This is a genomic window from Acidithiobacillus sp. (assembly GCF_023256195.1).
In the GTDB taxonomy this organism is placed as follows: Bacteria; Pseudomonadota; Gammaproteobacteria; order Acidithiobacillales; family Acidithiobacillaceae; genus Acidithiobacillus_A.
On record NZ_JAGDWX010000036.1, the window covers coordinates 1 to 13,471 of the forward strand.

Annotated in this window: 11 protein-coding genes; 4 read left to right on the forward strand and 7 right to left on the reverse strand. The window is 63.2% G+C overall.

Features of this window, described 5'->3' with window-relative positions:
- Positions 1–66: 66 nt before the first annotated feature.
- The 3 genes from Q0C23_RS08950 to Q0C23_RS08960 form a co-directional block, all read right to left on the reverse strand.
- Positions 67–558, reverse strand: a complete 492-nt coding sequence (locus Q0C23_RS08950; RefSeq protein ID WP_291512030.1) for a hypothetical protein — start codon at positions 556–558, stop codon at positions 67–69.
- A 90-nt stretch (positions 559–648) separates the two neighbouring features.
- A complete protein-coding gene (locus tag Q0C23_RS08955; RefSeq protein ID WP_291512031.1) occupies positions 649–909 on the reverse strand; it encodes a GlsB/YeaQ/YmgE family stress response membrane protein in 261 nt (86 codons plus the stop codon).
- 97 nt (positions 910–1,006) lie between these two features.
- Complete coding sequence (locus Q0C23_RS08960) at positions 1,007–1,357, reverse strand: YbjQ family protein (protein ID WP_291512032.1); 351 nt, start codon at positions 1,355–1,357, stop codon at positions 1,007–1,009.
- A gap of 79 nt (positions 1,358–1,436) precedes the next feature.
- Between Q0C23_RS08960 and Q0C23_RS08965 the strand changes: the two genes are divergently transcribed.
- The 3 genes from Q0C23_RS08965 to Q0C23_RS08975 are packed head-to-tail and all read left to right on the forward strand — an operon-like array spanning position 1,437 to position 3,747.
- Positions 1,437–1,739 carry a DUF3311 domain-containing protein gene (locus Q0C23_RS08965; protein ID WP_291512033.1) on the forward strand — a complete coding sequence of 101 codons (303 nt, stop codon included), beginning with the start codon at positions 1,437–1,439 and terminating at the stop codon, positions 1,737–1,739.
- A gap of 1 nt (position 1,740) precedes the next feature.
- On the forward strand, positions 1,741–3,282 hold the full coding sequence (mctP, locus tag Q0C23_RS08970) for a monocarboxylate uptake permease MctP (protein WP_291512034.1): 1,542 nt from the start codon (positions 1,741–1,743) through the stop codon (positions 3,280–3,282).
- Positions 3,283–3,339: 57 nt separating this feature from the next.
- Positions 3,340–3,747, forward strand: a complete 408-nt coding sequence (locus Q0C23_RS08975; protein WP_291512035.1) for a group III truncated hemoglobin — start codon at positions 3,340–3,342, stop codon at positions 3,745–3,747.
- On the opposite strand, the gene ilvA is transcribed toward Q0C23_RS08975, so the two are convergent.
- The 4 genes from ilvA to Q0C23_RS08995 are packed head-to-tail and all read right to left on the reverse strand — an operon-like array spanning position 3,718 to position 6,881.
- On the reverse strand, positions 3,718–5,310 hold the full coding sequence (gene ilvA, locus Q0C23_RS08980; protein WP_291512036.1) for a threonine ammonia-lyase, biosynthetic: 1,593 nt from the start codon (positions 5,308–5,310) through the stop codon (positions 3,718–3,720). The genes Q0C23_RS08975 and ilvA overlap by 30 nt on opposite strands.
- Complete coding sequence (locus tag Q0C23_RS08985; RefSeq protein WP_291512037.1) at positions 5,307–5,708, reverse strand: winged helix-turn-helix domain-containing protein; 402 nt, start codon at positions 5,706–5,708, stop codon at positions 5,307–5,309. The genes ilvA and Q0C23_RS08985 overlap by 4 nt, the downstream gene beginning before the upstream one ends.
- Positions 5,695–6,669 carry an alpha/beta fold hydrolase gene (locus Q0C23_RS08990; protein ID WP_291512038.1) on the reverse strand — a complete coding sequence of 325 codons (975 nt, stop codon included), beginning with the start codon at positions 6,667–6,669 and terminating at the stop codon, positions 5,695–5,697. Before Q0C23_RS08990 ends, Q0C23_RS08985 begins: the two co-directional genes overlap by 14 nt.
- A complete protein-coding gene (locus tag Q0C23_RS08995; RefSeq protein WP_291512039.1) occupies positions 6,666–6,881 on the reverse strand; it encodes a (2Fe-2S)-binding protein in 216 nt (71 codons plus the stop codon). The genes Q0C23_RS08990 and Q0C23_RS08995 overlap by 4 nt, the downstream gene beginning before the upstream one ends.
- Positions 6,882–7,549: 668 nt before the next feature.
- Between Q0C23_RS08995 and Q0C23_RS09000 the strand changes: the two genes are divergently transcribed.
- Entirely contained in the window at positions 7,550–13,471 is a 5,922-nt protein-coding gene (locus tag Q0C23_RS09000; RefSeq protein ID WP_291512040.1) for an alpha-2-macroglobulin, read from the forward strand.

Consider the following 13,471-nt stretch of genomic DNA (forward strand, 5'->3'; position numbering starts at 1 on the left):
CCTGAAAGGGTCGAAATATAGGGGGATATCAGCCAAAAATCGCCTTCTCAGGGGTGATCTGAACCTTTACGTGCCGTTCTGCCCAAAAAACCGGGGTTGTTCGAGGTGCCCTGTAGTATCAAGACTGGCTGCGACGGCACCGATGGCGAAGCCGAGGTCGAAGAATTCGCCGGCCTGACGCCGCTTGCCGTAGTTGAGGCGCAGGGCGCAACCGTAGTGGGAGTGCTGCTCCCCGAGGCGCAGGGGGGCAGATTCCAGACCGCTGGCCGCCGGGCTGAGCTCCAGATCGCCAAATCCGCAATAGCGGTAGCGAATCTCCGCAGCAGCCAGGCGCTCGGCGGGTGTCCAGTGCGGATGTTGCTGGAACAGGCTGTGCAACTGCCGGTAGGCAATCTCCGCGGCGGAGTCCCGCAGGATCGGTTCGTGCTGGATGTAGTGGCAATCCTCTACCACAAGCTGCAGGAAGCGATTGTAGTGATTGCAGTGGAAAACCATCGCCTCACCATCGAGGCGGACGATGCCGGTGCGGGGATCGCGTTGGGCTTGGCAGGAATTCATGAGCGCTCCACGGCTAGGTAAATACTCCATAGATAGCACGCTTCTGGGAAAAGGCCAGGCGCTCGCCGACCTTTTCCCGCATTGGGCGCGTCAGGCCTTCTTGATGAGTTTGATGATGAAAAGCAGTACCGCAGCGCCGATGAAGGCGACGACGATGGCGCCGATGATGCCGGCCCCGAAAAGACCCGCGAGCCCTAGGGCTGTGAGCAGAAAGCCGCCGATGAAAGCACCGATGATACCGACCACTATGTCACCGATGAGGCCAAAGCCCCGTCCACGGACGAGAAGACCAGCAAGCCAACCGGCGACGGCACCGATCAGCAGAAAAACGATCAAGCTTGCGATGCTCATGTAGTTATCCTCCAAGAGTGCCTGTGGAAAACCGAGTCTACGGGAGTCCTCGCTATAAAACAACGTATTATCGCTACGGTTGCGCTATCGTGCAGGGTCATGCCGATGCCGGTGCCAGCACGACAGCGGTGCCGTAGGCGGTGATTTCATTCATGGCCTGGCCTTGTCCGGAGTCGAATTCACCCGAGTCAAAGCGCATCCCCAAGACGGCGTTGGCGCCTAGACTCTGGGCATGCTCGGCGAGGGCGGCAAGGGCATCGTCGCGATTTTCGTTGATGAGTTGGGTGAAACCGCTTTGTTTGCCGCCAAAAATGGCGCGCACGCCGCCGAGAAAATTACCGACGATGGTGCGTGAACGCACACTGGTGCCGTAGACCGGACCGATGACGCGGACAACGGCACGACCGGGACAGTCGTTGAGGGTGAGGATGAGGACAGCATCGTTCACGGGAGACTCCTTTGGCCTGGGATTCCCCCATATTGTAGTTGGATTCCCGTGTGGAAGCCCATACCGGCTCTTGTCTCGCATGTCCGAAATGGCCTACCGTAACGGTAGCTTCGTTACCATGGAACCCGATCTTCACGGCCCCGCACACACCATGACAGAATCCAGGCATCCCCATCATCCTAAACGCCTGAGATGGTTCGATATCTTGTTACTGGCCATCCCCTGCGTAGCCGTTTTAATCGTTCCTTTTTACAACCGGGTTGAACCAAAGCTCTGGGGAATTCCTTTCTTTTACTGGTGGCAACTGATGTGGGTACCCCTGTGCAGCGTTTTCCTGGGACTGGTCTATCTGCGTCTGCGTCGTCGGCGAGCCGGATCCTGACATGCACTTCTGGACGATCGCGGTCTTTCTGGTCTGTTTTGTTCTGGTCGGTTGGATCGGTCTGCGTGCTGCTCGCTGGCAAAGCGGCGATCTGCGGGAACTGCACGAATGGGGTCTGGGTGGTCGCCGTTTCGGCAGGTGGGTGACCTGGTTTCTCATCGGCGGGGATCTCTATACCGCCTATACCTTCATCGCGGTACCGGCTTTGGTTTTTGGCGCTGGCGCCCTGGGTTTCTTTGCCCTGCCGTACACGGTGCTGGTCTATCCCCTGGTATTCGCCATACTGCCGCGCCTGTGGTCCGTGGCGCACCGGCACGGTTACGTGACCGCCGCCGACTTTGTCGCCGGCCGCTATGGCAGTCCGCTGCTGGCGCTGGCTGTGGCCGCCACCGGCTTCGTCGCGACCATGCCCTACATTGCCCTGCAGCTGGTGGGCATCCAGGTGGTCATTGCGGCTCTGGGCCTTCCCACCGGGCCCGGCTGGGTGGGAGAGATCCCGCTTTTCGTTGCTTTTGCCGTCCTTGCGGCCTTCACCTACGTCAGTGGGCTGCGTGCGCCCGCCATGATCGCTATCGTCAAGGATGCTCTGGTATACATCACCATCCTCGCGCTGATCCTCGTGCTTCCCATCAAGCTGGGTGGTTTTGCGGCCATATTCGCTCAAGTCCCCCGCGATCACCTGCTGCTGCCCGCGGTACACGGGGGGCAGCTGGGCCTGCAGAGTTTTTACGTGACCCTGGCTCTGGGATCGGCCATGGCGCTGATGTTCTACCCCCACGCTACCACCGCCGTGCTGTCGGCCCGCGGCACGGATACGCTGCGCTGGAACTGGGTGTTCTTGCCTGCCTACTCCCTCGTCCTCGGTCTCATCGCTCTGCTGGGCTTCATGGCGCAGGCCGCAGATCTGTCCCGAATGCCGGATCTTGCCCCATATTTTCAGACCTTCGGGCCGCAATTCGCCATGCCGGGTCTGCTCTTGCACTTTTTCCCGCAGTGGTTTGCTGGCTTGGGACTGGCAGCAGTCGCTATCGGTGCTCTCGTGCCCGCCTCCATCATGTCCATAGCGGCGGCCAACCTCTTTACCCGCAACCTCTACAAGGCCTATCTTCGACCCCAGTGCTCGCCCCACGACGAGACCCAGATGGCCAAGTGGATGTCGCTGGTGGTGAAGTTGGGCGCCTTGCTGTTCATCCTCTTCCTGCCCTTGCAGTTTGCCATCCAGCTGCAACTGATGGGCGGTATCCTCATCTTGCAGACCCTGCCGGCCATCGCCGGTGGACTCTACACCCGCTGGTTCGATCCCCGCGCCTTGCTGATGGGGTGGCTGGCCGGTATGGGCTGGGGGATCTGGGCCCTGTCTCTGACGAGTTTTCAGAAATCCGTCTATGCCCTGTCCCTGGGTAGCTGGACGATTCCAGGCTACGTCGGGATCTACGCCCTGCTGCTGAATCTGCTGGTGGCGGTGCTGGCGACCCTGGTGCTTCGCCTTGTCGGGCTCGCCCATCGGCGCGATATCACACAGACCGCGGACTATCTGGGCTAGGGTCGTAGGTGCTGGCAGGGTACACTATGGGCATCGCCATCATCGGAGTGCCTCACCATGACCCATGACCTGAATGTGCTGCCCAAGCGCCGTCTGGAGCCTCTGTGCGACAAGATCGGCTTGCCCACCATCCGCGCCGTGGTCGACGACTTCTACGAGCGTATTCAACGCCACCCGACCCTGGCGGGGCCTTTTTCCGTGGTCGGCGACTGGGATCTGCACAAGGAGCGCCTCACCCACTACTGGTGGACGGTCATGGGTGGACTGCCCTACAAGGACTTTCGCTATGCCCTGGGGGACAAGCATGCACCTCTCGGGCTCAGCAACGCCCTGGTGGACGATTGGCTGGCCCTCTTTCAGGAGACCATGGCCGACCACCTCGAGCCAGAGCTTGCGCGCCGCTGGCACGGGATGGCCCAAGGCATCGGTGAATCCCTACGACTGATGTTCGCCCGCGACCACTAGGGGCGCCACGCGCGGTATCTCGGCTGCTTTCTCCGAGTCGTCTCGGTCGCCTTGATCGAGAAAGAGGCGATAGGCGAGGTTGTCCGTCTCTTCGGCGTAGGGGAGTTCCAAGGAGGCGAGCATCCGGGCAAAGTCCTGGGCGTCGGCGGGATCCACCTCGAAACCCGCCAGTACCCGGCCGAAGTCCACGCCGTTGTTGCGATAGTGAAAAAGACTGATGTTCCAGCGTCCACCCGTCTTCTCGAGAAAATCCATGAGGGCACCGGGACGCTCCGGAAATTCAAAGCGAAATACGCGCTCGTGTCGTGCCGCGCGGGCGTGTCCCCCCACCATGTGGCGGATATGCAGCTTGGCCAGCTCATCGTCCGAGAGATCCGCGGCGCGATGTCCCAGGGCTTGCAGCCCTTGCAGGAGTTTGCGGGCGTCGGCGCGATCGCGGACGGCGACTCCCACGAAAATCTGCGCCTCGTCGCGCCGGTGCAGCCGGTAATTGAACTCGGTGATCACGCGCTCCCGACCGATGGCGGCACAGAAGGCGCGGAAGGCGCCGGGCTGTTCCGGGATGGTCACGGCAAAGAGGGCTTCGCGATTTTCGCCGATTTCGGTACGTTCGGCGATGAAGCGCAGGCGGTCGAAGTTCATGTTGGCGCCGGAAAGAATGGCGACCCAGGCGCCGCTGGAGGGTCCCGCTTCTGCTGCCTTGCGTTTGAGGCCGGCAACCGCCAGGGCGCCAGCCGGCTCCATGATGCTCCGAGTCTCTTCGAAGACGTCCTTGATGGCAGCGCATATTTCGTCGTTGCTGACCCGCACGATCTCATCCACATATTGACGGCAGAGGGCGAAGGTGTGCTTGCCCACCTGACGCACGGCCACGCCATCGGCGAAGATGCCCACCTGTTCCAGGGCGATGCGGGAATCTGCCTGCAAGGAACGGTACATGGCATCGGCTTCGAAGGGCTCGACACCGATGATGCGCAGCTCCGGTACGATGGCCTTCAGATAGGCAGCGACGCCAGCGATGAGACCGCCACCTCCCACGGGCACGAAGATGGCCTCCAGTCCCTCGCCGTGCTGGCGCAGGATCTCGGCGCCCACCGTCCCCTGGCCGGCAATGACCAGCGGGTCGTCAAAGGGGTGGATGAAGACCATGCCCGTTTCTTCGATCAGACGGTTGCAGTGCAATTGGGCGTCGGAATAGCTGTCGCCGTGCAGGATCACCTCGGCGCCGGCGCTGCGCACCGCCTGGATCTTGATGTCGGGCGTGGTACGGGGCATGACGATGACGGCGTCGATGCCGAGATGGCGGGCGCCCCAGGCCACCCCTTGGGCGTGGTTGCCGGCACTGGCGGCAATGACCCCGCGCGCCCGCTCCTCGGTGCTGAGGTGGGCCATGCGGTTGTAGGCACCGCGGATCTTGAAGCTGAAGATGGGCTGGAGATCCTCGCGCTTGAAGAGTACCGCACGTTGCAAGCGCGCCGACAATTTGGGAGCGGCCTCCAATGGGGTCTCCCGGGCGACATCGTAGACACGACTGCAGAGGATTTCACGGAGCAGATTCTTCACGAGGGGGCGTCCTCACCGCTGGCTGGAAGCGGGCCGTCTGGCCGTAGCCACCGCCGGAAATCGTCCATGTCCGCCTGCAGGACGCTCTCGGCCTTGCTCTCCATGGCTTCGTAACGGCGTAGGACTTCCGTACCCAGGGGTGTGAGGCGGGCGCCGCCACCGCGACTGCCGCCCGTTGCCGTGCCCACCAGCGGTTCGACGAAGGAGCGATTCATGGTATCCACCAGCAGCCAGGCGCGGCGATAGCTCATGCCCATGGCCCGCGCCGCCGCCGATATGGACCCGTGCTGCTGGATGGCGCGCAGCAGCTCTGCCTTGCCCGGCCCCATGGCGATGGCCTCGGCGAGGAGGATGCGCAGCCTCGGTGCGGTACTGTGACTGTGTTTACCCTTGCTCATGGCGCCATTGTCCTTCAAAGAATGCGATGAGGCTCTCGGCGAGCCAATACAGGTGACCTGGAAGCTTGCCGCTGACGAAGCCCACGTGTCCGCCGCCGTCGGTGACGCAGGGAATGACCTGGGAGCTGATGGCCCAGGCACGGACGCTATCGATGGGTACGATAGGATCATTGGCGCTGTGGAGCAACCAGGTGGGCACGGAAATGTTCTTGAGCAAGGGGCCGGCGGAGGACTCACGCCAGAAGCTGGCGGCATCGGCAAAGCCGTGGACCGGTGCCGTGAAGGCGTCGTCAAAGGCGCGCAGACTGCGAGCCCGGCGCACGGCCTGCCAGTCCGCCATCTGCGGAAAGCGGCGGCGATAGCGGCCCATGCTGGCTTTCAGGGTGCGTAGAAAAAAAGCCGCGTAGACCCGGTTCTGGGGCGCATCCAGATAGGTGGCGGTGGCGGTGAGATCGATGGGGGCGCAGATGGCGGCAGCGGCGCGCAGCGGTGTTGCCCTGCCTTCCTCACCCAGATACTTGAGGAGCACGTTGCCGCCCAGGGAAACGCCGGCAGCGAACAGGGGGCGTTCCGGAAAACGCTCGGCCAGGGCTGCCAGGATCCAGCGCAGCTCGGCGCTGTCACCGGCGTGGTAGGCGCGTGGGCGAAGGTTATCGAGGCCGCCGCAGCCGCGGAAATTCACCAGGGCTCCGGTCCAGCCCTGGCGCTGCAGACGGTCGGCAAAGGCGCGGGCATAGTGACCTCGGCTGCTGCTGGCAAGGCCGTGGAAGAGTGCGACCACCGGCCGATCGTCGCGACCATCGACCCAGTCCACGGCCAGGCGGTCGGCGTCGGGCGTGGTCCAGATTTCCCGCCGATAGCGAGGTCGCGGCGCCCGCGCCAGAAAAGGCGCCCACAGGGTCTCCCAGTGGCCATCGGGCAGCCACCGAGGAGGGCGAAAGGCGCAGGGAGGAGGGTTCAATCCTCGAGATAGGCGTCGTGATCGCGCAAGAAGGCTTCCAGCTCTTCGATGCAGCTGCCGCAGCCACTGCCGCAACCGGCGTGAACCATCAGCAGTTCCATGAAGGGCAGGGGATTGGCCCGCTGTTTTTCGAGAATCTCATTGAAAGTGGCCGCCGAGCAGCAGCAATAGGGACTATCGTCCTGCTCCAGAGCCTGGGAATTGGCTGGCATGGGATTAAGAATACCTCATCGATCGCTTCCTGGGCGCGACCGCGCCGTTTGCGCGGGTCACTCCTGACGTAAACATCCGCATATTCTGCTTGTCTGTGTTCACATCTGCAAGGGCGCAAGGGAAAACCGCTCCGGATTTGGGGGAGGCGATGTTGTCCCGTACCGCGCTCTGCCCAGCCTGCCAAGGTCCGCCAGGCCAGGTATCTTTGCCGATTTTGCCGCCTTGACGTCGACAGGTCTGGCCGCTAGTCTGAGAACAAAATCATGAGGGAGCGAAGACGTGCGTGCCTTGTCTACGAGGTTTGCCGCGGTATGTCTTGATGTAGATTCTGTGATTCCGGCAAGCCCGGTCCTCCAGATCAGCTGTCCGCACGGCGCAAGGGTGCCCGGCGGGTATCCGTCTCGCGATTTGCACTCTTCCTGCTTCGCCTCCTCTGCCCCCCTTCCGGGGAGGTCGCGCCTCGACTATCGGGTCACCTCCCTCGCGATATCGAAGATACCGACTGACCAGGGACGCGCTTGGAACCGGCCGTCCGTGGCTTGCTCACGCCTAGGCTGACGGATCAGGAAGGGGAGGACCGGGTTTTATGGACGAAGCCAACGAAGGGTCCCCGGATTCCACGCCTCCCCCGGGACAGGGTGCAGCCACAGGGCTGAGCCGTTTGCAAGTGCGACTCGCGAAGCTGTGGGTCGCCCTCTTCGGCACGATCTACTGGGTGGGGCCACAGTGGCTCAAGAGGCTCGGGCGTGGGCTGCGCAGCCGACCGTTCACCGCCATGATCGTGATGCTGCTGCTCGTAGGCACCGGCCTTGGCCTCGAGCGCGGCTACCGCTGGTACAGTCATCGACCGCAACCCAGCGGGATCGCGCTGGAGCTGCAGGCGCCCGCGGTGGCGGATTACAACAAGACCCCGGTGGCGATTCATCCCCTCATTCTGAAATTTTCCGACCCTGCAGCCCCCTTGGCCCTGGTAGACAAGCTGGCCGGGGCCGGTCTGGAACTGCGGCCGCACATCGCGGGTCAATGGCGCTGGGAAGGCGATGACCGACTGCTCTTCACGCCGCAGACGGACTGGCCCGTGGGTCAAAACTTTCGCCTGCGTATCGACCCTAAAAAGGCGCTGCGTACCGGCGCAGGTCTGCAGAAGACTCGCTACGAGTTCCACACGGCGCCTTTCACCTATGCCATAGAGCGGGCGGAGTTCTATCAGGATCCGGAAAATCCACTCCAGAAATCGGCCATTTTCACGCTAAAATTCAATTACCCCGTAGCCCCGGAGACCCTGACCAAGGCGGTGAGTCTGCGTGAGCAGTTGCCCGACCCCGACCTGCAAGGTCTGTTCCGTCCCGGCCGCGCGGTCCGCGCGACCATCACCTACGATCCCCGCGGGCTCCAGGCCTTCGTGCGCTCCGAGCGGTTGTCGACCTCGGTAGACAGTAGACAGATGCTGCTGACGGTGGCCAAGGGGGTGCGCAGTCAGCGCGGTGGACCGGCCACGACGGAGCCGCAGCAGGGTCGTGTCACCATCCCTGGACTGTACAGCCTGAGCCTCAGTGAGGTGAAGCTTGCGCTGGTGAACGACGAGCAGGGCATCCCCCATCAGACTTTGTTGGTTGAGTCCAGCTCGCCAGTGTCGGGCAAGGACCTGCAAAGGCAGATACGGGTTTGGTTGCTACCGGAGACGGACGATTCCGGAGCGCGGCGGGACGACTGGCCAGTTTCCGCGGTATCCGCCCAGGTTCTGCAACGTGCGAGCCCGGTGGCTTTGGATCTGCAGCCTACGGAGCGGGACGCGGCCACGCTGCAGTCCTTCCGGCTGCAGGCACCGCCACGGCGCAGCATCTACGTAGAAATCCGAGCGGGCCTGACGGCGGTGGGAGGCTACCAGCTGGGCCGTTCGGCCAGCTGGACCATGCGCGTTCCGGACTACCCTAAGCTATTGAAGTTCATGGGCTCTGGCTCTTTGTTGACGCTTAATGGCGATCGCCAGGTATCGGTGGTGGCCCGTAATCTTCCGGGGATCGAGATGCGGATCGGGCGTTTGCAACCGGAGCAGCTGCAGCATCTCGTGGCACTCAACCGTGGCGATTTCCGGAATCCTCGATTGCAGATCGGCAGCGAGCACCTGGTGGCCCGCTTTCAACAGAAAGTGGTCCTGCCCGCCGGCGATCCCAGTCGTCTTCACTATCGCGGTTTCGATCTGGGTCCCTACCTGGCACAGAACAGCCGCGAGCGCGGCGTTTTCCTGCTGCAGCTGGCTCCCTGGAACCCGCAGCAGCCAAAGCGCTGGCAAGGCGATCCCGATGCCTTCGACGACGACCGCTACCACAGTGACAGCGCGGACCAGGACAGTCGCCTCATCGTCATCACGGATCTCGGACTGCTTGCCAAGCGCAACGGTGACGGCAGCTGGGAGGTCTTCGTTCAGTCCTTGAGCCGAGGACGGCCTGTAGCGGGTACCGTGGTCCGAGTCCTGGCGGTGAATGGTCAGATCCTGCAGACAGCGACCACGGATGCGGAGGGCCATGTCCACTTCCCGACACTGAAGGAGTTCCAGCATGAGCGGCGTCCCGTCGCCTTTACCGCGACCGGCGGCGATGGTCTGGATTTTTCTTTCCTGCCCATCGATCGCGGTGATCGCGAACTGAACTACTCGCGTTTTGACGTGGGCGGTGCGCCCAATGCGCGCGATGCCGGAGACCTCAGTGCCTTCCTCTTTTCCGATCGGGGGCTCTATCGCCCCGGCGAGCGCATGCATCTGGGCATCATTCTGCGTACCGCCAACTGGAAAGGTGACCTGAGCGGCTTGCCGCTGGAGATCCAGCTCAACGACGCTCGCGGGCGCGTCATCGCTCGAGAGAAGCTGCGCGCCGATAGCGATGGCTTCCTGGACTGGAGTTACCGCAGCGTCGACAGCGCACCCACCGGTACCTGGACCGCCGAACTCTATCTGGCGAAGGATGAGGGTCGCGAGCGCCTCGGCTCGACGACGGTGCAGGTGAAAGCCTTCGAGCCCGATCAGACGCGTTCGCGCCTGGCTTTTCTGCCGGCGGTGACTCGCGGCTGGGTCAAGCCCGCCGGACTCAAGGCCGAGCTGCAGGCCGATACCCTTTATGGTACGCCGGCCGCGCAGCGGCGGGTGAGCGCCAGCCTGCAGCTGCGGCCCACGGTACCGGCCTTTGCCGAGTGGGCCGACTATCGCTTCTCGGATCCGAATGCGGCCAAGGAGGGGTATTCCGAATCCCTCCAGGACATGCAGACGGACGACAGCGGTCGGCTGGTCTTTCCGGTGGATCTGTCCGGCTTTGCCCCCGCTACCTATACCCTGAACCTCTACACCCAGGTCTTTGAGCCAGGCAGTGGCCGCAGTGTGGCGGCGCAGGCCAGCACCCTGGTGTCCAGTGCCGATTATCTGGTGGGCGTGAAAAGTGAGGATGACCTCGATTTCATACCCCGCGATGCATCGCGCAAGGTCCGCATCGTCGCCGTGAATCCCACACTGCAGGCGGTGGCCGTCGATGGCCTGCGGGCAAAGATCGTCGAATCCCGCTACGTTTCCGTACTCACCAAACAGGATTCCGGGGTATACAAGTACGAGTCCCGGCGCAAGGAGACGGAGCTGAGTAGCACAGCGCTTAGGCTTGGGGCGGGGCCACTGGAATATGCGCTGCCGACCCAGAGACCGGGAAACTTTGCCCTGATCCTGGTGGATCGCGATGGACGTCGCCTCAATCGCATCGACTACACGGTGGCGGGCAATGCCGATCTCAGCCGATCCCTGGAGCGCAATGCCGAACTGGAGCTGCGACTGGATCGCAAGGACTACGCGCCGGGCGATACCATCACCGTGGCCGTCCGGGCCCCCTACGCCGGCAATGGACTGATCACCATCGAGCGCGACAAGGTCTACTCCTGGGCCTGGTTCCATGCCGATTCCTCGGCCTCGGTGCAGCACATTCGGGTACCGCAGGGGCTGGAGGGCAATGCCTACGTCAACGTCCAGTTCGTCCGGGATCCCTCGGCTGCGGATATTTTCACCAGTCCTCTGAGCTATGGCGTCGTGCCGTTTTCGGTGGATCGTTCCGCACGTACTCAAGCCCTGCAGATCGAGGCGCCGCAGCACATCAAGCCGGGGCAGACCCTGGATCTCACGGTGAAGACCGCTGGCAAGTCCCGAGTGGCGGTGTTTGCCGTGGATGCGGGTATCCTCCAGGTAGCCCACTATCGTCTGCAGAACCCCCTGGATTACTTCCTGCGCAAGCGTATGCTGGAGGTTCAGTCGGCGCAGATCCTGGATCTCATCCTCCCGAGTTTCCGCCAGTTCCTGGATGCCAGCCACGTCGGAGGTGACGAGGATGCCAGTCGCCGCCAGCTCCTGAATCCTTTCAAGTCCAAGCACGAGGCCCCCGTGGCCTGGTGGTCGGGGATCGTTTCCGTCGATGGCAGCCGCCAGTTCCACTATACCGTGCCGGAGTCCTTCAACGGCGAGCTGAAACTCATGGCTGTGGCCGTGACGCCGGAGCGCATGGGGATCGCGGAAGGGAAAACCACCGTCCGCGGGGACTTTGTGCTGAGCCCCAACGTCCCCTCTGCCGTGGCACCGGGTGACCGCTTCGATGCCAGTGTACAGGTCGTGAACAATCTTCCGGCCGGTACCCCGGGTGGGGGCAGTCTGCGGGTGGAGCTGCAGGTCGAGCCGGGGCTGGCCTTGGATGGTCCGAAGCTGCAGGAGCTGCGGCTTGCACCGGGCCAATCCGGGCTCGCGCATTTTCCGGTAAGGGCCTTGACGCGACTGGGACCGAGCGTGCTGCGTTATCGGGTTTCGGCGGGCGATCACGCGGCGCTGCGACGGATGTCGGTGTCGGTCCGGCCGGCAACCCCGCGGGTCACAGAGCTCGCCTCCGGTCGGCTCAAAGCGGGCCAGACCCTGACCATCGCCCCTTTGCAGGACTTCTTTCCGGAGCGCTCCCAGCGTCTTGCGGCTCTGTCCTATTCTCCCCTGGTTCTGGCCGGAGCTTTGACCACCTATCTACAGAACTATGCCCACTATTGCACGGAGCAGCTCATCTCCATCGCGACCCCGGCCCTCATCTCGGTACAGCGGCCCGAGTTTGCCGAGAGTCCGGATGCGGCGAAACGCGCGCCGCAGCAGCTGGCCCGCATGCTCGACACCCTGAGCAATCGGCAGAACGGCGAGGGTGGTTTTGGGGTGTGGACGGCTACCCCGGTGGCCGATCCCTTCGTTTCGGCCTATGCCGTGGATTTCCTGCTCCAGGCCCGGCAGGGTGGCCTCACCATTCCCGGAGGGATGCTGGATCGGGGCTTGGCCTATCTGAGGCACATGGCTGCCGACGACGGTCTGGGGTCCTTGCCGGAGCTGCGGGCGCGCGCCTATGCCATCTACGTCTTGACGGCATCGGGTCAGGTCACCAGCAATCTCATCGCCGGGGTTCAGCAGCGGCTCCAGAAAGGCTATCCGGCTGTCTGGAAACAGGATCTGGCCGCCGTCTATCTGGCCGCCTCCTATCAAATGCTGAAGCAGCAGGATGCCGCGAAGGAGCTCATCCGCGGCCCCTGGCAGCGCTTCCTGAAAGATCCTGACGAGGATTGGCACTATGGCTACTATGACGATCCCCTCATTCGCCGCGCTCAGACCTTGGCGCTGGTGGAGCGACATTTCCCCAGGCTCGCAGCGGATCTCAGCACGGAGCGTCTGGACGGGATGCTCAGGCTGGTGAGCGAGGATCGCTACAACTCTCTGTCTTCTGCTCTGACCCTCCTGGCGCTGGCCAATCTACCCCAAGGTGCACTGCCGCCCGACGGCCTCTCCATGGCGCAGAGCTCCCGCGCTGGCAAGGATGACGGCTTCAGCACTTTCGGCGCGGTACGCGGAGCGCTGTTGCAAGGCATGCTGGATCCCGCCAGCCGCGCCTTGCGCCTCTCCCGGTCCAAGGGCGGCGACCCGCAACGCCCCGCCTGGTACAGCCTCAGTCAGACCGGCTATCTGCGCGAAATGCCCACCAAGGCAGTTCAGGACGGCATAGAGATCCTCCGTGAATACCGGGACAGTCGAGGCAAGCGGGTGCACAGCCTGGAACTGGGGCAGGAGATAACGGTCCGCATCCGTCTGCGTAGTCTCAAGAATCCTGTAGACGATGTGGCTATCGTCGACGTCCTCCCGGGCGGCTTCGAGGTGGTGAGCGCGTCCAGGGAGGCGGCTCCAGTCCAAGCCCAATTGCAGACGAGCGAGGAGGAAGACGCCGATGCGGCCGATACCGGCGATGCGCAGAGGGATGCGGATGTCCCGGATGCGGACCCATTGGCGCAACCCGGGACGACCCTGTCGCCAGCGTTCGTCGAAGTTCGCGAGGACCGCGTGCTGCTTTACGCCCGTGCCGAGGAGAAGGCCCAGGAGTACGTCTATCGCATCCGACCGACCAGCGTGGGGAGCTTTACAACGGCACCTATCTACGCGGAGAGTCTGTACGATCGTCGCAAGCGGGCCTATGCGCCGGCCGAGGGCGTACTGAAGGTCACGGAAGCGCCCGCGCCGAAGAGCTCGAAGACGGCGGCGCAGGCGAAGCCCTGA

Excerpts from the sequence above, each read along its gene's own strand:
- Q0C23_RS08950 (WP_291512030.1), bottom strand. The coding sequence starts at position 558 with ATGAATTCCTGCCAAGCCCAACGCGATCCCCGCACCGGCATCGTCCGC.
- Q0C23_RS08955 (WP_291512031.1), bottom strand. The coding sequence starts at position 909 with ATGAGCATCGCAAGCTTGATCGTTTTTCTGCTGATCGGTGCCGTCGCC.
- Q0C23_RS08965 (WP_291512033.1), top strand. The coding sequence starts at position 1,437 with ATGTCCGAAATGGCCTACCGTAACGGTAGCTTCGTTACCATGGAACCC.
- mctP (WP_291512034.1), top strand. The coding sequence starts at position 1,741 with ATGCACTTCTGGACGATCGCGGTCTTTCTGGTCTGTTTTGTTCTGGTC.
- Q0C23_RS08975 (WP_291512035.1), top strand. The coding sequence starts at position 3,340 with ATGACCCATGACCTGAATGTGCTGCCCAAGCGCCGTCTGGAGCCTCTG.
- Q0C23_RS08985 (WP_291512037.1), bottom strand. The coding sequence starts at position 5,708 with ATGAGCAAGGGTAAACACAGTCACAGTACCGCACCGAGGCTGCGCATC.
- Q0C23_RS08995 (WP_291512039.1), bottom strand. The coding sequence starts at position 6,881 with ATGCCAGCCAATTCCCAGGCTCTGGAGCAGGACGATAGTCCCTATTGC.